The organism is Pseudomonas sp. GW821-FHT07F01 (assembly GCF_059418825.1).
The window spans coordinates 316,609-335,866 of the sequence record NZ_JBWKQO010000005.1 but is presented as its reverse complement, the minus strand read 5'-3'; the positions used below and the strand labels follow the sequence as shown (position 1 = coordinate 335,866).

The 19,258-nt window shown below is 64.1% G+C and carries 16 protein-coding genes; 12 read left to right on the top strand and 4 right to left on the bottom strand.

Annotated elements, in window-relative coordinates; all coding sequences use genetic code 11:
* Positions 1-21: 21 nt before the first annotated feature.
* The 6 genes from AC07R1_RS19870 (at position 22) to AC07R1_RS19845 (ending at position 4,723) form a co-directional block, all read left to right on the top strand.
* A complete protein-coding gene (locus AC07R1_RS19870) occupies positions 22-1,641 on the top strand; it encodes an FMN-binding glutamate synthase family protein (RefSeq protein WP_011063154.1) in 1,620 nt (539 codons plus the stop codon).
* A 63-nt stretch (positions 1,642-1,704) separates the two neighbouring features.
* Positions 1,705-1,989 carry a putative quinol monooxygenase gene (locus AC07R1_RS19865; RefSeq protein ID WP_019093120.1) on the top strand — a complete coding sequence of 95 codons (285 nt, stop codon included), beginning with the start codon at positions 1,705-1,707 and terminating at the stop codon, positions 1,987-1,989.
* Between the two features lie 76 nt (positions 1,990-2,065).
* Complete coding sequence (locus tag AC07R1_RS19860) at positions 2,066-2,362, top strand: cupin domain-containing protein (protein ID WP_011063156.1); 297 nt, start codon at positions 2,066-2,068, stop codon at positions 2,360-2,362.
* Positions 2,363-2,441: 79 nt separating this feature from the next.
* Complete coding sequence (locus AC07R1_RS19855) at positions 2,442-3,284, top strand: alpha/beta fold hydrolase (RefSeq protein WP_015636843.1); 843 nt, start codon at positions 2,442-2,444, stop codon at positions 3,282-3,284.
* Between the two features lie 240 nt (positions 3,285-3,524).
* Entirely contained in the window at positions 3,525-4,115 is a 591-nt protein-coding gene (locus tag AC07R1_RS19850; RefSeq protein ID WP_346624756.1) for a papain-like cysteine protease family protein, read from the top strand.
* 8 nt (positions 4,116-4,123) lie between these two features.
* The gene (locus tag AC07R1_RS19845; RefSeq protein ID WP_495110873.1) at positions 4,124-4,723 is read left to right on the top strand and encodes a hypothetical protein; all 600 of its coding nucleotides are present in this window, start codon (positions 4,124-4,126) and stop codon (positions 4,721-4,723) included.
* Between the two features lie 101 nt (positions 4,724-4,824).
* Here the strand turns inward: AC07R1_RS19845 and AC07R1_RS19840 are convergent, their stop codons facing one another.
* Positions 4,825-6,246 (bottom strand): amino acid permease, encoded by a 1,422-nt coding sequence (locus AC07R1_RS19840; RefSeq protein WP_015636846.1) that lies wholly within the window; start codon positions 6,244-6,246, stop codon positions 4,825-4,827.
* A 477-nt stretch (positions 6,247-6,723) separates the two neighbouring features.
* Between AC07R1_RS19840 and AC07R1_RS19835 the strand changes: the two genes are divergently transcribed.
* The 3 genes from AC07R1_RS19835 to AC07R1_RS19825 all read left to right on the top strand — a co-directional run bounded on the left by AC07R1_RS19835 (position 6,724) and on the right by AC07R1_RS19825 (position 11,312).
* A complete protein-coding gene (locus AC07R1_RS19835; RefSeq protein ID WP_053111590.1) occupies positions 6,724-9,831 on the top strand; it encodes a transglycosylase domain-containing protein in 3,108 nt (1,035 codons plus the stop codon).
* 120 nt (positions 9,832-9,951) lie between these two features.
* Positions 9,952-10,530: a PadR family transcriptional regulator gene (locus AC07R1_RS19830; RefSeq protein WP_011063161.1), complete on the top strand. Its 579-nt coding sequence runs from the start codon at positions 9,952-9,954 to the stop codon at positions 10,528-10,530.
* The gene (locus AC07R1_RS19825; RefSeq protein WP_495110872.1) at positions 10,527-11,312 is read left to right on the top strand and encodes a siderophore-interacting protein; all 786 of its coding nucleotides are present in this window, start codon (positions 10,527-10,529) and stop codon (positions 11,310-11,312) included. Before AC07R1_RS19830 ends, AC07R1_RS19825 begins: the two co-directional genes overlap by 4 nt.
* Before the next feature lie 72 nt (positions 11,313-11,384).
* On the opposite strand, the gene AC07R1_RS19820 is transcribed toward AC07R1_RS19825, so the two are convergent.
* Both AC07R1_RS19820 and AC07R1_RS19815 read right to left on the bottom strand, forming a co-directional pair.
* Positions 11,385-12,053, bottom strand: a complete 669-nt coding sequence (locus AC07R1_RS19820) for a Pr6Pr family membrane protein (protein WP_011063163.1) — start codon at positions 12,051-12,053, stop codon at positions 11,385-11,387.
* An 8-nt stretch (positions 12,054-12,061) separates the two neighbouring features.
* On the bottom strand, positions 12,062-12,292 hold the full coding sequence (locus AC07R1_RS19815; protein WP_019093117.1) for a VF530 family protein: 231 nt from the start codon (positions 12,290-12,292) through the stop codon (positions 12,062-12,064).
* A gap of 265 nt (positions 12,293-12,557) precedes the next feature.
* Between AC07R1_RS19815 and AC07R1_RS19810 the strand changes: the two genes are divergently transcribed.
* On the top strand, positions 12,558-14,597 hold the full coding sequence (locus AC07R1_RS19810; RefSeq protein ID WP_495110871.1) for a TonB-dependent receptor: 2,040 nt from the start codon (positions 12,558-12,560) through the stop codon (positions 14,595-14,597).
* Positions 14,598-14,662: 65 nt separating this feature from the next.
* On the opposite strand, the gene AC07R1_RS19805 is transcribed toward AC07R1_RS19810, so the two are convergent.
* Positions 14,663-16,051, bottom strand: a complete 1,389-nt coding sequence (locus AC07R1_RS19805) for an aminotransferase-like domain-containing protein (RefSeq protein ID WP_053153556.1) — start codon at positions 16,049-16,051, stop codon at positions 14,663-14,665.
* Positions 16,052-16,357: 306 nt separating this feature from the next.
* Here AC07R1_RS19805 and AC07R1_RS19800 point away from each other — a divergent pair, with 306 nt between their 5' ends.
* A complete protein-coding gene (locus tag AC07R1_RS19800) occupies positions 16,358-17,560 on the top strand; it encodes a benzoate/H(+) symporter BenE family transporter (protein WP_495110870.1) in 1,203 nt (400 codons plus the stop codon).
* A 227-nt stretch (positions 17,561-17,787) separates the two neighbouring features.
* Positions 17,788-19,161 (top strand): carbohydrate porin, encoded by a 1,374-nt coding sequence (locus tag AC07R1_RS19795; RefSeq protein WP_011063168.1) that lies wholly within the window; start codon positions 17,788-17,790, stop codon positions 19,159-19,161.
* The last annotated feature ends 97 nt before the right edge of the window (positions 19,162-19,258 follow it).

Here is a 19,258-nt window from a genome sequence, read left to right as displayed (position 1 = left end):
AGTCCGAACCAAGGAAACCGTATGAGCCTGTCCCTTCTGAGCCGCTACGCCTTCTTTGCCGCCTGTGTGATTTTCACCCTCGCCAGCCTGCCCTTTCTCGAACACGACTGGCTCTGGCCATTCGCCCTGGTCACCGGCCTGCTGAGCCTGCTGGGGATCTTCGACCTGCTGCAAAGCCCGCACGCGGTGCGGCGCAATTACCCGATCCTGGGCAATATCCGCTACCTGGTGGAAGGCATCCGCCCGGAGATCCGCCAGTACCTGCTGGAATCCGACAGCGACGCCCTGCCCTTTTCCCGCGCCCAACGCTCCCTGGTGTACTCCCGGGCCAAGAACGAAAGCGCCGACAAACCCTTCGGCACCCTGATCGATGTCTACCAGTCGGGCTTCGAATTCATCGGCCACTCCATGCGCCCGGCGCCCCTGAGTGATCCCAACAGCTTTCGCGTGACCGTCGGCGGCCCGCAATGCACCCAGCCCTACTCGGCCTCGGTGTTCAACATCTCGGCCATGAGCTTCGGCTCCCTCAGCGCCAACGCCATCCGCGCACTGAACCAGGGTGCCAAGCTCGGCAACTTCGCCCACGACACCGGTGAAGGCAGCATCAGCCCCTACCACCGCGAACACGGCGGCGACCTGACCTGGGAACTGGGCAGCGGCTACTTCGGCTGCCGCACCAGCGACGGCCGTTTCGACCCGGAGCGCTTCGCCGTGCAGGCGCAGAACCCCCAGGTGCGGATGATCGAGATCAAGATGAGCCAGGGCGCCAAGCCTGGCCACGGCGGCATCCTGCCCAAGCACAAGGTGACCCAGGAAATCGCCGACACCCGGGGCATCCGCATGGGCGAGGACTGCATTTCACCGTCGAGCCACAGCGCCTTTTCCACCCCGATCGAGATGATGCATTTCATCCAGCAACTGCGTGAGCTGTCCGGCGGCAAGCCGGTGGGCTTCAAGTTCTGCCTGGGCCACCCCTGGGAGTTCATGGGCATCGCCAAGGCCATGCTGGAAACCGGCATCCTGCCGGACTTCATCGTGGTGGACGGCAAGGAAGGCGGCACCGGCGCGGCCCCCGTGGAGTTCACCGACCACATCGGCGCACCGATGCGCGAGGGCCTGCTGTTCGTCCACAACACCCTGGTGGGCCTGAACCTGCGGGACAAGATCAAGCTCGGCGCCAGTGGCAAGATCGTCAGCGCCTTCGACATCGCCAGCGTGCTGGCCATCGGTGCCGACTGGGCCAACTCGGCCCGGGGCTTCATGTTCGCCATCGGCTGCATCCAGTCCCAGAGCTGCCATACCAACAAGTGCCCCACCGGCGTCGCCACCCAGGACAACCTGCGCCAGCGCGCCCTGGTGGTGCCGGACAAGGCCCAGCGGGTATTCAGCTTCCACCGCAACACCCTCAAGGCACTGGCGGAAATGCTCGCTGCCGCCGGCCTGCAACACCCTTCGCAACTGGAAGCCAAGCACCTGGTGCGACGCATGTCGGCCACCGAGATCAAGCTGTTCTCCCAGTTGCACGTGTTCCTCAAGCCCGGCGAGCTGCTCACCGGCGAGGTCAACGGCGAGTTCTACTCGCGCATGTGGCAACTGGCCCGGGCCGACAGCTTCGAACCCAACACCGAAGCCGCCGCTTAAGCCCCACTGCCCAGTGCTCCCCGGTTGCCGGGGAGCGCGGGGCGTCACCCAAGGAAGATTGCAATGCTCAAGGTCATCGCTGAAGATTTCATCCAGCCCGAACACCTGGACACCGTGCGCCCGTGGTACGCCGAACTGGTGGAAAAAACCCGCCAGGAACCGCTGTGCATCGCCTACGATCTGTTCGTCGATCAGAAAGACCCCGGGCACTTCATCTTCGTCGAACAATGGCCGGACCAAGCGGCCCTCGACACCCACTGCCAGACCGAGCACTTCACCCGCCTGGTGCCGCAGATCAATGCTTTTCAGCGCCGCGAATGCCGTGTGCTGTTGATGAACGAGTTCTAGAAAACCCGACCCAGACCTTGCTTGACCGGACCACCGAAAGCAGACCCCAACCCCACTGACCTTTCGGAGACCCGCCATGCCCTTGCTGTCATTCGAACAACTGTCCCGCCAACTGCCAGCGCCCTGGCAATCCACGCTGGTGGGCCAGGTCGGCCCGGCCCGCATCAAGGTGCTGCGCATGGACGGCCAGCCCTACCCGGAAGAAACCCACGACTTCAACGAAGGCCTGCTGGTGACCCAGGGCTGCCTGCACCTGGGCATTGGCCAGGCCGTGGTGGAAGTGGCGACGGGCCAGATGTACCTGGTGGAGGCCGGCCAGGCCCATAGCGTGCTGCCCGGCAGCCACGGCACCCTGGTGATCATCGACGTCTAGCCTGTCTCGCATCGACTCAATCGCGGTAACCACCTGCCCAAGGTCGGTCCGACCAGAGGGCCCATGCACGGAGAAGCCCATGCCTCGTCGTCTGTTTGCAGTGATCGCTTTACTGATGTCCTTCAACAGTGCCTTTGCCGGCGAACGCTGGCAGAGCCTGCCGCCCACACCGGCCCCGGTGGCCGGGGCGCAAGCCGGTTATGCCGAAGTCAACGGCATCCGCCTGTATTACAGCAAGCTCGGCCACGGCTCACCGGTGGTGCTGCTGCATGGCGGCCTGGGTAATGCCGACTATTGGGGGCTCCAGGCCAAGGCCCTGGCCGCCCGGCACACGGTGATCAGCGTCGACAGCCGCGGCCACGGACGCAGCACCCGGGACGCCCGGCCCTACGGCTACGACCTGATGGCCGACGACGTGATCGCCCTGCTGGACCAGCTGAAGATCCCCCGCGCCGATTTCGTCGGCTGGAGCGACGGCGCGATCCTCGGCCTGGACCTGGCCATGCGTTACCCGCAGCGGGTCGGCAAGGTCTTCGCCTACGCCGCCAACACCCAGACCTCAGGGGTCAAGGAAGGCGTGGAGAACAACCCGACCTTCGCCGCCTACATCGAGCGCGCCGGCCAGGAGTACACCCGCCTGTCACCCACGCCCAAGGAGTACCCGGCCTTTGTCGAGCAGATCGGCCACATGTGGGCCAGCCAGCCGAACTGGAGCGACGCCGACCTGGCGAAGATCAAGACGCCGGTACTGATCGTCGATGGCGACCACGATGAAGCCATCAAGCGCGAGCACACCGAATACATGGCCCAGGCGATTCCCGGCGCCGGGCTGCTGATCCTGCCCAATGTCAGCCACTTCGCCTTCCTCCAGGACCCGGGCCTGTTCAATGCAGCCCTGGAACATTTCCTCGACGAAAAATAGCCCCGGCCATCGCCATGGATGCCCCTCTTTCCAGGGACGTCCACGGCAGGCAATATGCATAAACGCATATTTTAATTGCATTGACGCATCAATCCTCTAAGGTTGTTTGCAGACCCGGTCAACGCAGGCCATCGAGGCTGGCCCAGCGCAGCGTCATGTCCCGGGTCCGGCTACGCGCAGTAGCCCGACACGCAACGACGACACCAGCCGGAGGCTGGATTTCATTCATGGAGGATGAACATGTTAAGTAGCAACCTGACCCCAGGCCACGCTCCCCAGGCCCTGCCCCAGTGCCTGGCCGGCAGCCTGCTCGACCCGCAACTGAGCGAAGTCGATCCACACACCGAAGCTGCGCCCCAGGCCGCTGCCCGGCTCAACTTCAGCGTGCAGCAGCAAACCCAGAGCAACTGGTGCTGGGCAGCATTGTCCGCATCGGTGGGCAACTACTACGGCACCGGTTCCTGGACCCAGTGCGGAGTGGCCAACGCCGAACTGGGCCGCAACTCCTGCTGCAGCCAGCCCGGGCCGTGCAACGTCTACGGCTACCTGGATTCGGCCCTGCGCACCACCCGCTGCTACGGCGGCATGCGTGAGGACCGGATGCAAATGCCGGCCATCGACAACCAGCTCGGCATGGGCCGCCCCGTGGGCCTGCGCTGTGCCTGGTACGGCGGCGGTGCGCATTTCCTGACGATCTACGGCAGCGATGGCGGCTACATCCTGGTGGCGGATTCGATCTACGGTTACTCGACCCGCGCCCTGAACAGTTTCCCCGGTTCCTACAACGGCGGCGGCAACTGGACCCACACCTACTTCACCCGAAAAAACTAGGAGGCGACATGCAACTGACTTACCCCAAGGCGCCTGTCGATGGCGTCCAGCACCTGCGCTCGGCCCTTCAGGCGGCCCTGCAGACCCAGGGTTTCGGTATCAACCGCGGGTTTGCCAAGGCCCGTGCCCGTAACCTGAATCTGTCCCAGGCCTTTCGCGGCTACGCCCTCAGCCTGGAGGACCTGGCCCAGGGCAAGGGGCTGGCCCAGGCCAAGGCCGGTGACTGGCATTACCTGGTGTTCGATGCCGGAGTGTCGATTGCCGATGCGCAGTTGACCGAGGTGGCCGGCAAGGCCGGCTTCTCTGCGCTGAACCATGGCAGCCTGGCGGCGTCCGCCGTCAACGCCCTGGACCTGGCGGAACAGGCGCCGCAACTGCAGGGAAAAAGCTATGAACTGCGCCTGCTGTTCATCTCGGCGCTGCAGGTCACGGCGATCTGGCTGCATGGGCCCGGCGAAGAGGTGCTGATTCCCATCGAGCCGACACCCAAGACCCTGGCCGCCCATCAGCTCCACAGCGAAACGGCGTTGCTTGCCCTGCTGGCGCCGGCGGCGCTGCAGGCCAAGGCCATCTTCGACGCCGATACCAGCGGCACCCTGGGCGGTTGACCCGGGCAAAAAAAATCCGGCGGCCTTTGCAGGTCGCCGGATTTCTGGTCTCAGCGTTTCAGTCCGGGATGCTCAAGCCAGCCGCATCACCCAAGCGCAGGTCAGGACGCCGACCGCGCCGAACCTTGCTGGACATTGGTCGGTTGCAGCTTGAACAGATAGAACAGCACTGTCAGCAGCACCAGGAACGCCGGGCCGACATACAGCGCCACACGGGTATCCGGGAAGTAGGCCATCAGCCCCACCACCAGTACCAGGAAGGCCAGGGCCAGGTAGGAACTGATCGGGTACAGCCACATGCGGTACTTCAGGCCGGCACGTTCTGCCGGGCTCAGGCCCTTGCGGAACTTGAGCTGGGCCAGAAGGATCATCACCCAGGTCCAGATCGCACCGAAGGTGGCGATGGAGGTCACCCAGACGAACACTTTTTCAGGCACCAGATAGTTCAGCAGCACGCCCAGCAGCAGGGCGAAGATCGACAGCAGCAACGCGCGACGCGGCACGCCGTTGTTCGAGGTCTTGGCGAAGCCGGCCGGGGCCTGGCCGTTCTGCGCCAGGCTGTAGAGCATGCGCCCGGTGCTGAAGATGCCGCCGTTGCAGGAGGACAGCGCGGCGGTGATCACCACGAAGTTGATGATGCCGGCGGCGGTCTTGATACCCAGGCGCTCGAAGGTCATCACGAAGGGGCTGCCCTGGGTGCCGATCTCGTTCCACGGGTAGATCGACAGGATCACGAACAGCGCGCCCACGTAGAACAGCAGGATGCGCCAGAACACCGAGCCGATGGCGTTGGGAATGGTCTTTTGCGGGTTGCGCGCTTCACCGGCGGTGAGGCCGATCATCTCTACGCCCAGGTAGGCGAACATCACCATCTGCAGGGACATCAGCACGCCGGTCACGCCATTGGGCATGAAGCCGCCGTGGGTCCACAGGTTGGAGATGCCCAGGGCCACGCCGTCATTGCCGAAACCGAAGGCGATGATACCGATGCCGCCGACCACCATGGCGATGATGGTGACGATCTTGATCAGGGCGAACCAGAACTCGAACTCACCGAAGGCCTTGACCGCGATCAGGTTGATCGAGCCCATGCTCACCAGGGCCGCCAGGGCCCAGATCCAGCGCGGCACATCGGGGAACCAGATCCCCATGTACACCGCCACTGCGGTGATTTCCGCAACACAGGTCACCAGCCACAGGAACCAGTAGTTCCAGCCGGTGAGAAAGCCCGCCAGCGGGCCCAGGTAGTCTTGTGCGTAACGGCTGAAGGAACCTGCGACCGGGTTATGCACCGCCATCTCGCCGAGGGCGCGCATGATCACCAGGATCGCCAGGCCGCCAATGATGTAGGACAGCATGATGGCCGGGCCGGCCATTTCGATGGCCTTGGCCGAGCCGAGGAACAGGCCGACACCGATACAGGCGCCAAGGGCCATCAAGCGAATATGCCGTTCGCCGAGTTCGCGTTTCAGCGGGCCGCCCTGAGCGGTCTCGCCGTGGGGCAGTTGGTTGCCAACTGGCATAGAGATACAACCTCATTTTGTTATTGGATATGAACCACCGAGCCTTCGAAGCGCCAGCGGATAGCCGAAGCTTGCTCGACCGCACCGGCCTTGTGGGACGGAGCGTCTGGTAGGACAAGACCTGCCAGATCAGCGGGGTGCGCAGTATAAAAAGCTCCCGACAGGGCTTTTCACTCTATAAGTTGCAATATTCAGAGAGAAATCTCGGCAAATACCGCTTTCACGGAGAAGCATTACCTGCTTTTTGCCCTGAAACCTCACTCGGAAAGGGCCGGGAGTATTGCACAGGCCTGGTGCATCGTCATGCCCCTACCTAGGGCGTATTTACCTGGGAAAAGGCTCTACCCTGTGGCGAGGGAGCTTGCTCCCTTGCCATAGAAGCGGGGCCGGGTCGTTTTCACATTTTCTTCACCGACGCCCACCACCGACTAAGCTTCAGGCAAGTCCGATCAATCTGCGTGAATGGATCAATCGACTATGGGCGCTCTGTGGCAGACCGATTCGCATAAGAACGCAGTGCCAAGCCACAGCGAGGACGAAACGCCTTTACCGAAACGCCGCAAATCCCGCCGTTATGCCTGGCGCCTGTTCTGGCTGTTGCTGCTGATCGCCCTGATTGCCCTTGGCTTTGCCGCTGCCCGGGAGATGCGCACCTCGAAACTCCAGGCCCGGGAATTCAGCCGGCTGGCCGCTGACCTGAGCTACTCCCTGGAGCCCGGCCCCAGTGATGCCGTGCTCTATCCCGGTGCCGGGCCGTTCGACCGGCGCCTGGGCTACAGCGCCCTGGGGGAGTTCCTGCCACGCTTGCTCAAGCGCGGTTACCTGATCGACGCCCAGACGCGTTTCTCCCCGGCACTGATGGACTACAGCAAAAGCGGATTTTTCGTGCCCTACACCGAAAAGATCCAGGCTGGCCTGTCCATTACCGACTGCCGCGCCGCGCCCCTGTACCAGTTCAATTACCCGCAACAGCTGTATGAGAGCTTTGCCAGCATTCCGCCGCTGGTGGTGCACAGCCTGCTGTTCATCGAGAACCGCGATCTGCTGGCCCCCAAGCCGGCCGAGGCCAACCCGGCGGTGGACTGGCCGCGCTTTGCCAAGGCCGCCTGGTCGCAGATCGCCCGGCTCTTGCACCTGCCGGGGCAGAGCGCCGGGGGTAGCACCCTGGCCACCCAGTTGGAAAAATACCGCCATTCGCCGGATGGCCTGACGGTATCCGGGGGCGAGAAGATCCGGCAGATGGTTTCCGCCAGCGTGCGGGCCTATCAGGACGGCCCACAGACCCTGGAGGCCCGCAAACGCATCGTGCGCGACTACCTCAACAGCGTGCCGCTGTCCGCGGTGCCCGGCCACGGCGAAGTGCACGGCATGGCCGAGGGGCTGCGGGTCTGGTATGGCGCTGACTTCGACAAGGTCAACCAGGTGCTCGGCAGCACCGCCATGGACTCGAAAAGCCTCGCCGCACGAGGGCTGGCCCTGCGCCAGGTGCTGTCGCTGATGATTGCCCAGCGCCGTCCCTCCCATTACCTGGCCAAGGGTCGCGCAGAACTGGCGGAACTGACGGACAGCCATATCCGCCTGCTGGCACAGAACAACGTCATCGACCCGGCGCTGAGCAGCGCCGCCCTGGCCAGCCAGGTGACCTACCGGGACTGGCAGCAGCAGCCGACCATTCAGCCGATCGAGACCAACAAGGGCATCAGCGTCGCCCGCAGCCGCCTCGCCGCCCTGCTCAACCGACCGCTGTATGACCTGGACCGCCTCGACCTCTCGGCCACCAGCACCTTGCAGAGCGACCTGCAGCGCCAGGCCACCGAATACCTCAAGCACCTTGCGGACCCGGCCTTCGCCGCGCAGATTGGTGTGCTCGGCGAACGCCTGCTGACCCCCACCAGCACCACCCAGGTGCGCTACAGCTTCACCCTGTTCGAACTGACCCCCGACGGCTCGCGGGTGCGGGTGCAGACCGACAGCACCGACCAGCCTTTCGACATCAACGAAGGCAGCAAGCTGGAACTGGGCTCCACCGCCAAGCTGCGGGTGCTGACCACCTACCTGCAGATCATTTCCGAGCTGCACGACAAGTACGCCACGCAAACACCCGCGCAGTTGAAAAAGATCCCGGTGAACGAGCAGGACCGCCTGAGCCGCTGGGCCCTCGACTACCTGATGCAGAACAGCGACCGCAGCCTGCCGAAGATGCTCGACGCCGCCCTGGACCGCACCTACTCCGCCAGCCCCGGCGAGGCCTTCTTCACCGGTGGCGGGGTGCATCACTTCCACAACTTTCGCAACGAAGACAACGGCCGCAGCCCGACCCTGCGCGATGCCCTGCGCGAATCCATCAACCTGCCGTTCATCCGCCTGATGCGCGACCTGGTGCGCTACAGCACTTATGGCGGCGACAGCAGCAGCGCCGAATTGCTCAAGGACGACCAGAACCCGCGGCGCCAGGAGTACCTGGCACGCTTTGCCGACCGTGAGGGCACCTCGTTCCTGCTGCGCTTCTGGAAGAAGTACCGCAACAAGGACACCCAGTCGCGCCTGGAAACCTTCCTCGACAGCATGCACCCCACGGCAATCCGCCTCGCCGCCGTGCACCGCTACCTGCTGCCGGACGCCAGCCAGGAGAGCTTCAACCGCTTCGTCCGGGCCCACATGAAGAGCGCCAAGGTCAGCGAGAAGCTCACCGACGAGCGCCTGGACAAGCTCTACGCCAGCTACGGCCCCGGCGCCTATGACCTGCCGGACCAGGGCTACATCGCCAAGGTCCACCCCCTGGACCTCTGGCTGCTGGGCTACCTGATGAACAACCCGGAGGCGAACTTCACCCAGATCGTCAAGGCCAGCGAGTTCGAGCGCCAGGAGGTCTACAGCTGGCTGTTCAAGAGCCGCCATCGCAGTGCCCGCGACAGCCGTATCCGCACCATGCTGGAGATCGAGGCCTTCCTCGATATCCACCAGCGCTGGCAGAGCGTCGGCTATCCGTTCGACCACCTGGTACCGTCCCTGGCCACTGCTATCGGCAGCTCCGGCGACCGCCCCGCGGCGTTGGCGGAACTGGTGGGCACCATCCTCAACGACGGCGTGCGCCTGCCAACCTTGCGCATCGACAGCCTGCACTTCGCCGCCGGCACGCCCTATGAAACCCGCCTGCTCAACGACCCGGACAAGGGCAAGCGGGTGATGCCCTCAGAGGTGGCCACGGCGCTGCGCGGGGCCTTGTCGCAGGTGGTGGATGCCGGCACCGCGAAACGGGTGTCCGGCAGCTTCAAGCTGGCTGATGGCACGCCATTGGCCATGGGCGGCAAGACCGGTACCGGCGACAACCGCATCGAAGCCATTGGCGCCGGCGGGCGGGTGTTGAGCTCCAAATCCATCAACCGCACCGCAACCTTCGTGTTCTACATCGGTGACCACCATTTCGGCACCCTTACCGCCTACGTGCCGGGGGCCTCGGCCCAGGCCTTCAGATTCACCTCGGCCTTGCCGGTGCAGGTGCTCAAGGGCATGGCGCCGATCCTCATGCCCTACCTGCAACCGGGCAGTGGCACCCAATGCCTGGGCAGCGTGGCGCAACGCTGAATCACGACAGGCAGCCCCCTCTCTCTCCGACAAACGGCAGCTTTGCCGCAGGCAGAAGTGCTTGCGTCATTCTTAAGATATATCTTAAGTTATGTCTAAATCGAAACGGAGATAGAGAAAATGAGAGAGCACCACCACCCTCCCCATCGCGAGCACGGGGACAGCCATGAGATCTTCGAACGCCGCCCGGGCCGCGAACGCGGTGGCCGCGGGCCCCGGGTATTCGCCCCCGGCGACCTGAAACTGCTGCTGTTGGCGCTGATCGCCGAGCAGCCCTGCCACGGCTACGACCTGATCCGCCAGATCGAAAGCATGTTCGACGGCGCCTACAGCCCCAGCCCCGGGGTGATCTACCCGACCCTGACCTTTCTCGAAGAGAGCGAAATGATCCAGGGCGATGCCGAAGGCGGCAAAAAGCGCTACAGCGTGACCGACGCCGGACGTCTTTCCCTGCAGGAGCAGGCCATCGCCCTGGACGGCGTGCGCATGCGCATCGAGGTCAGCAAGCGTTCCCTGCGCGGACATGATCGCCCCGCTGAAATCCACGAGGCGGTGCACAACCTGCGCCACGCCCTGCAAATGCACCATGGCCGCTGGAGCCCGGAAGAAATCCTTCGGGTGCGCGACCTGCTGAACAACACCGCCAAGGCCATTGTCGATGGTCCTGTGAGCCACCCCGCCCCGGAGAAAAGCCAATGACTGCCAGCCCAGAACTGTCCATCCATCGGGTCATGCACGAGATCAAGCGCCGCCGCCTGGAGGTGCTGCGCGTGGTCGACCTGACCCCGCGCATGCGCCGCATCACCCTGGGCGGCCCTGAGCTGGCCGGGTTCATCAGCCTGGGCAGCGACGACCATGTGAAGCTGCTGTTCCCGCAGAACGCCGAACAGCAAGCCGCCCTGGAAACCCTGGTACTGGGCCCGGGCAAGGACAGCGGCCCGATGCCCGCCATGCGCGACTACACCCCGCGCCGCTACGACCTGGAGTTGGGCGAACTGGACATCGACTTCGTGCTCCACGGCGACGGCCCTGCCTCCACCTGGGCCGAACAGGCCGCACCGGGCCAGTTCCTGCACATCGGCGGGCCACGGGGCTCGATGGTGGTGCCGGATATCTTCGACAGCTACCTGCTGATCGGCGATGAAACCGCACTGCCGGCCATTGCCCGGCGCCTGGAAGAACTGCCGGCCGGGCGCCAGGTGCTGGCGGTGATCGAGGTGCAGAACGCCGCCGAACGCCAGGCTCTGGAAAGCGCCGCCCAGGTGCAGGTGATCTGGGTTGAACGGGACGCAGGCGGGCAGGACCTGATCAGCACGGTGCGCCAGGTGCAGGTGCCGCAAGGCAAGCTGTATGCCTGGGTAGCCACCGAGAGCAAGGTGTCGCGCCAGGTGCGTCGAGTGCTGCTGGATGAGCACCAGCTCAACGACGAATTCGTCAAGGCCGCCGGTTACTGGCGCCTGGACAGCAGCGAAGAAGAATAATCGCGCATCAGGGTAGGAACTGGCTTGCCAGCGAAGGCGGTCCCAAGGGCCCCTTCGCTGGCAAGCCGGCTCCTACGGGGCCCGGGACCGGAGTTTACCCAGCCAGCGGTCCAGCCCCAGCAACAGCAGGGATACCAGGACGAACCCCGCCAATATCCCGAGGGCATTGAGCAGCACCCGGGGGTAGCCCAGCCTGTCCACGGAGATGAAGGGATAGGGGTACAGCCCAAGCAAGTGCCCGCGCAGCAACAGGTAGGCGAAATACACAATCGGGTAGAGCGTCCACCACCCGATGTGCCTCATCCGCAGCCCGCCCTTGGGCACGCAACACCACCAATAGACCAGGAACAGCAGCGGCATCACGTCATGCAGCAACTCGTCCGCCAGCCATTGCCAACCCTGGGGATGCCAGAGGTGGCGCAACAGCAGGCTGTAGGCCAGCCCCACCAACAGAATGCTCGCCGCCACGGCGCCGCTGACCCAGGGCTGGAGCATGAACGCCTGCCCCTTGGAAACCCGCAGGTTGAGGGCGCAAGTCAGCACGCTGGCCACCAGGGTATTGCTGAGCACGGTGAAGAAACTGAAGAAGTTCACCAGCCCGCCCAGCAGGCTGGCGCCACTGTCCCAGCGCAACAGCAGGATCAGGTACAGCTGGACGGTCAGCCCGAACCAGCCAAGGATCGCCGCCACGGCAATCAGGCCACGCCGAGTGCACAGCCCCGGCAGCGAGAAGCCAGCCATAGGGTTCCTTAAAGCGGGCGCTTGGTACGTTGCAACTTCACATAGAGCTTCTCGACCTTCTCCCTCGCCCAGGGCGTCTTGCGCAGGAAGGTCAGGCTCGACTTGATGCTCGGGTCGCTCTTGAAGCAGCGGATATCAATGCGTTCAGCCAGCCCCGACCACTCGTAGTGTTCCACCAGCGCCTTGAGGATCTGTTCCAGGGTCACGCCATGCAGCGGGTCGGTGTGGGTGTCGGTCATGCCAGGCCTTTGCGGGAAGAAAATGAGGAAAGCCGCGCACCTTAGCCGAGGGCTTGGCCCCGCGCCAGCACGCTTGAGTAACTGTAGTCGCAGCCCGTCACCGAGGCGATCGGGCATGAACGGCGAAAAGTTCCTGGCTTTTCGAAATAAAAGAGATGTTATATTGTATCAATCAATAACAACTCACCCGCATTTTGGGCACCCCCGTGTCCCGCCTGCTCACTGACTCAAAGCGCCTAGCGCTCTGTTCGCCAAGGAATGACCGATGTCCCGCTCAACTCCCCGCCCTTCTCGCTCCCTGCTATGGCGCCTGTCGCCACTGTCCGCCGCGCTGCTGATCGCCTCCCAGGCCCATGCCGTGGAATTGCCCCAGCAGGTCATCACCGCCAACCCCCTGGGCAGCACCGAACTGGCCGCCCCAAGCACTGTGCTGGAAGGCGACCAACTGACCCTGGAACAAAAAGGCAGCCTCGGTGAAACCCTGAACAAACAGCCGGGCGTGTCTTCATCCTACTTCGGGCCGGGGGCCAGCCGGCCGATCATTCGCGGCCTGGATGGCGACCGGATTCGCATTCTGCAGAACGGCGTCGGGGCCCTCGACGCCTCGTCGCTGTCCTACGACCATGCGGTGCCCCTGGACCCGGTTAACGTCGAGCGCATCGAGATCGTCCGCGGCCCGGCGGCCCTGCTGTACGGCGGCAACGCCATTGGCGGGGTGGTCAACAGCTTCGACAATCGGATTCCCACCGAGGCCATCGAGGGCATCCACGGGGCGGGCGAGTTGCGCTACGGCGGCGCCGACACCACCCGCAGCAGCGCCGGCAAGCTGGAAGCCGGCGATGGCACCTTTGCCCTGCACCTGGATGCCAACTCGCGGCAGTTCAATGACCTGAAGATTCCCGGCTACGCCCGCAGCCGTCACGCTGCGGCCAGTGAAGACGGGGATGGCAAGAAAGGCCGCCTGGGCAACAGCGACGGTCGCCAGGACGGCGGTGCCATCGGCGGTTCCTACACCTGGGACGACGGCTATGCCGGCCTGTCCTACAGCAACTACGACTCCAACTACGGCTCCCCCGCCGAAGAAGACGTGCGCATCCGCATGAAGCAGGACCACTACGCCTTCGCTTCGGAACTGCGCAACCTCCAGGGCCCGTTCAGCTCGCTCAAGTTCAACGCCGGCTACACCGACTACGAACACCGCGAGATCGAGGGCGGCGAAACCGGCACCACCTTCAAGAACAAGGGCTACGAGGCCCGTGTCGAGGCCCGGCACCAGCCGCTGGGCCCGCTCGAAGGGGTGATCGGTGCACAGGTCAACCGCAACAAATTCTCCGCCCTGGGCGAAGAAGCCTTCGTGCCACAGACCGATACCAACAGCGGCGCGCTGTTCATCCTCGAAGAACTGCAAGCCACCGAACGCCTGCGGCTCAGCCTCGGCGGGCGCCTGGAACACACCACCGTGGACCCGGACAGCAAGGGCAACGCACGCTTCGCCCAGGCCGACAAGTCCAGCAGCTTCACCGCCGGCAGCCTGTCCTCGGGGGCGGTCTACACCCTGACCCCGGTCTGGTCCCTGGCCGCGACCCTGGGCTACACCGAGCGCGCCCCGACCTTCTACGAGCTGTATGCCAACGGCGCCCACGTCGCCACCGGCACCTATGAAGTGGGCAGCGCCAAGCTATCGAAGGAAAAAGCCGTGTCCAGCGACCTGGCCCTGCGCTTCGACAACGGCATCCACAAAGGCAGCGTCGGCGTGTTCTACAGCCACTTCTCCAACTACATCGGCCTGCTGGGCACGGGGCGCACCCTCAACGATGAAGGCGAAGAAGATGCGACAGGTATCCCGGAATACGCCTACAGCGGAGTGCGGGCACGCTTCAGTGGGATCGAGGCCCAGGATCGCTGGACCCTGGGGGAAAACGCCTACGGCAAGTTCGCCCTGGAACTGTCCGGCGACTACACCCGGGCCAAGAACCTGGATAACGGCCAGGACCTGCCCCGCATCGCTCCATTGCGCCTGAACAGTGGCCTGCTGTGGGAACTGGACCGCTGGCAGGCACGCCTGGATGTACAACATGCCTCCAGCCAGGGCCGGGTGCCGGACAACGAAAGCGGCACCGATGGCTACACCACCTTTGGCGCCAGTGCCGGTTATCGCTTCGATATCGGACATAGCCAGTGGCTGGCCTTCGTCAAGGGCGAGAACCTGACCAACCAGACCGTGCGCTATGCCAGCTCGATCCTGCGGGATATCGCGCCGGCCGCCGGGCGCAGTGTGGAAGTGGGGTTGCGTACTACCTTTTAAGGCCCTGTTCGCCGGCAAGCCGGCTCCTACACGGCCCCGCAGGAGCCGGCTTGCCGGCCAAGGGTTTAGCGGTAACGCCGCGGGTCAGCCTCGATCAGGCTGGCCAGCTGGGTCAGGGCAAAGCGCAACTCGTCCTGGGTGGTGGGCGACATCAATACCACCCGCACACAACGGGAGCTGGCACCGCGTTCCACCTGGAACTGGCTGCCGCTCATCACCAGCACGCCATTGGCTCGGGCCAGGGTGGCGAACTCATCGCCCGTCCAGGGCTCCGGCAAGGTCAGCCACAGGTGATAGCTGTGGGGCTGGGTCCGGATCTCCAGGCCGGCAAACACGTCCCGGGCAATCGCCTGGCGCGCTGCCGCTTCATTGCGCTGGGTCTGTACCAGCTTGCGGTCCAAGCCTTCGACAATCACATTGCTGGCCAATTGCGCGGTCAGCGGCGACGGCATCCACACGCTGCTACGGACCATGGAACTCAGCCGCGACAGCAGCTTTGGCGGGCTGTAGAGGTAACCCACGCGCAACGCCGGCATGATCGCCTTGGACAGGCTGGTGAGGTACACCGAACGCTGCGGCGCATAGCTCGCCAGCGGCTTGATCGACGGATCGGTGGCGAGAAAGCCGTAGATATCGTCGTCGATGATCAGGAAGTCGAACTCTTCGGCGATTGCCGCAATTTGCGCCCGACGCCTTGGCGACATGATCGCCGTGGTGGGGTTCTGGCAACTGGCGACGCACACCAGCAGCGCCGGTTTTTCTCGCAGGCACTGCTCGCGCAGGGCCTCGGGGAGTATTCCCTCTTCATCCATGGCCACGCCCCGCAGGCGCCGCTCCAGGCCGTGGGCCACGGAGATGATGCCCGGGTAGCAGAGCGACTCGCAAAGCACCAGGTCGCCGGCGTTGCTCAGGGCGCTGATGGCCACCATCAGCCCGTGCTGGGCACCGGAGGTAATGACCACCTGCTGCCAGTTGGCCTCGGGCAAGGAATGCCGCAACCACTGCGCCCCGGCCTCGCGATGAGCCGGGTGGCCTCCATCGGGGGCGTAGTCCAGCGCCCGGCCGAAGTCACTGCTGCGGGCCATGCCCACCAGGGCGCCACGCAACCAGTACTCCAGGGTTTCGCTGTAGGGCTTGATGATCGACAGGTCCAGGGCTTCGGCCTGCCCCAGGGACAGGGACGGAGCGCTGGAACCTTCGGGCAACACCAGCGGCGGCTGCGCCAGCACGTAAGTGCCGCGGCCGACTTCGCCCTGCACCAACCCGCGCCGCTGAGCTTCGCTGTAGGCGCGGCTGATGGTGCCAGGAGTGACATTCAGGGTTACCGCCAGCTCGCGCAGAGTCGGCAAGCGGTCACCATCATTCAACAAACCGCTGCCGATATCCCGCGCCAGGGCGTCGGCGATGGACAGGTAGACCGGTTGATTGAACTCGCTTAACTGGGGAACCCACATGGAGGCTGATGACCATCGGCTGCGTTGAGGTGGACCGGAGCATATCACAGCCATGGATCGCCCCTTAACATCGACTCATTTGGAAAATTGATTCGATCTTCAAGCCAAACTGGCGACTCAAAACCGCTAAAAAATTTTTATATGATCTATAAATCCCTATAAATCATTAAGTTATCAACAAACCACAGCCAACTTCGGTAGAGCCATCCCGAGAAACAATTGAATCGATTCAATTCATTGAAATACACTCAGACATCACCAACCCAATCGACTCAATCCCTCCCACCCATGCCCAGTCGAGATGCCATGCACAGTCTCAGCAAGGACCTGTCCCTCTCCGCCGTGATCGCCGGCCTGATCGCCGTGATCATTTCCTACGCTGGCCCCTTGATCATCGTGTTCCAGGCCGCCCGCGAAGCCCATCTGCCCAGCGACCAGGTGTCATCGTGGATCTGGGCCATCTCCATCGGCAGCGGCCTCACCGGCCTGCTGCTGAGCTGGCGCCTGAAAGTGCCGGTGATCACCGCCTGGTCCACCCCCGGCGCAGCGCTGCTGGTGTCGATGCTACCCACGGTGTCGCTGCCCCAGGCCATCGGCGCCTACATCGTGGCCTCATTGCTCATCGCGCTGGTCGGGCTTTCCGGGGCCTTCGACAAACTCATGAGCCGCCTGCCCAAGGCGATTGCCGCCGCCATGCTGGCGGGCATCCTGTTCCGCTTCGGCGCCGGCCTGTTCACTTCGGTCAGCCTGCAACCGGCCCTGGTGCTGGCGATGATCGCCGCCTACCTGCTGGGCAAGCGCCTGTCACCCCGCTACGCGATCCTCGCGGTGCTGCTGGTGGGCTGCGCGATGGCCGCAGGCCTGGGCGAACTCAATGGCTGGGCCATCACCCTGGCGGTGGCCCAGCCGATCTTCATCGCTCCCGAGTGGAGCTGGCACGCCATCATCAACATCGGCCTGCCCCTGGCCCTGGTCACCCTGACCGGGCAATACGTGCCGGGCATGGCGGTGATGCGCAGCGCCGGCTACAACACCCCGGCCCGCTCGATCATTTCCTGGACAGCCATCACCTCGGCACTGCTGGCGCCGTTCGGCTCCCACGGGATCAACCTGGCGGCCATCACCGCTGCCATCTGCACCGGCCGCGAAGCCCATGAAGACAAGGACAAGCGCTACATCGCCGGGATCGCCTGCGGCCTGTTCTACATCCTCATGGGGATTTTCGGCGCGACCCTGGCCTCGGTGTTCGCCGCCCTGCCCAAGGAACTGATTGCGGCACTGGCCGGCCTGGCCCTGTTCGGAGCCATCAGCGCCGGGTTGAGCGGCGCCATGGCCGACGAAAAACAGCGTGAAGCGGCGCTGATCACCTTCCTGGTCACGGCATCGGGCATGAGCTTCCTGGGCCTGGCGGCCGCGTTCTGGGGGTTGATCTTCGGCCTGGTGGCGCACTTTGCCCTGAGCCACACCCGGCACAAACCCAGCCTCGCCCAGGCCAGCACCCCACGCTGAGCAGAGCCCGGGCCGGGAACTGTTACCGATTGCGAAACTGTTCATGTCAATAAAAGCGCTTTCTCTCCCGGAGACGGCGCTTTATCCTTAGCCCCCTAATAAAGCTGAACCGTTTCATCTTTCCCTTTGAAATCAGTGGCCTGCCGTTCTCGATCAACCTGCATCGATGCTACGCGCCATGCCCTTGCTTCTGCCTATTCCTAGAAAAAGACTTTATCCGAATGCCTATGCCCACTTTTCAGCGCTTAAAAGACAGCGCTGTCCTGACTTCCGTCGCCCTGCCCAAGAGCCTGAGCCTGCTCGGCGCCCTTGGATTTGCCGCCTGCGCCCAGGCCGCACCGGCCTTCGACAGTGACTCACCATGGATGCTCGGCGACTGGAATGGCACCCGCACGGAACTGGCCAACAAAGGCTACGACTTCAAGATCGACTACGTCGGCGAGATGGGCGCCAACCTGCACGGTGGCTACGACCACGACCGCACCGCGCGCTACAGCGACCAGTTCGCCTTCGGCAGCCACCTGGACCTGCAGAAGATCCTCGGCTGGGACGACGCCGAATTCCAACTGACGGTGACCAAGCGCGACGGCGACAACATCAGCAACGACCGGATCAACGACCCGCGGGTCGGCGGCTTCACCTCGGCCCAGGAAGTCTGGGGCCGCGGCCAGACCTGGCGCCTGACGCAAATGTGGTACCAGCAGAAATTCTTCGACCAGAAGCTCGACATCAAGGCCGGCCGCTTCGGCCAGGGCGAAGACTTCAACAGCTTTCCCTGCGACTTCCAGAACCTGGCGTTCTGCGGCTCCCAGGTGGGCAACTGGGCCGGCAGCGTCTGGTACAACTGGCCGGTCAGCCAGTGGGCCCTGCGGGTCAAATACCACCTGAACGCCGAGCTCTACGCGCAGATCGGTGCCTATGAGCAGAACCCCTCGAACCTCGATCGCGACAACGGCTTCAAGCTCAGCGGCAGCGGCACCCAGGGCACACTGTTGCCAGTGGAACTGGTGTGGACACCCAAACTCAACGGCCTGGCCGGTGAGTACCGCGCCGGCTATTACTACAGCAGCGCCAAGGCCAGCGACGTCTACAAGGATGGCAATGGCCAGCCTGCAGCCCTGACCGGCGAGGCCTACCGCAGCAGCTCCAGCAAGCACGGCCTGTGGCTGGGCGCGCAACAGCAGGTCACCAGCCAGGCCAGCGACCACTCCCGCGGCCTGAGCCTGTTCGCCAACGTCACCGCCCACGACAAGAAGACCAACGCCATCGACAACTATGTCCAGGCGGGCCTGGTCTACAAGGGGCTGTTCGATGCCCGGGCCAAGGATGACATCGGCTTTGCCCTGGCCCGAGTCCATGTGAACCCGGCGTACCGCAAGAACGCCCAGGCCAGCAACCAGGCCCGGGCGCTCTACGACTACGACAACCCGAGCTACCTGCCGCCCCAGGACACCGAATACAGCGCCGAGCTGTACTACGGCGTGCACCTGGCCAACTGGCTGACCGTGCGCCCCAACCTGCAATACATCCGCCACCCCGGCGGCGTGAGCCGGGTGGACGACGCCCTGATCGGCGGGATCAAGATCCAGAGTTCGTTCTAAGGCCGACAGGCACACAACGACGCCATTCACAGTTTTCAGCTGAACCAAGCCCGCGCCTGATCGTCATCTACAGTGAACATGCGCGGGAACACTCTAA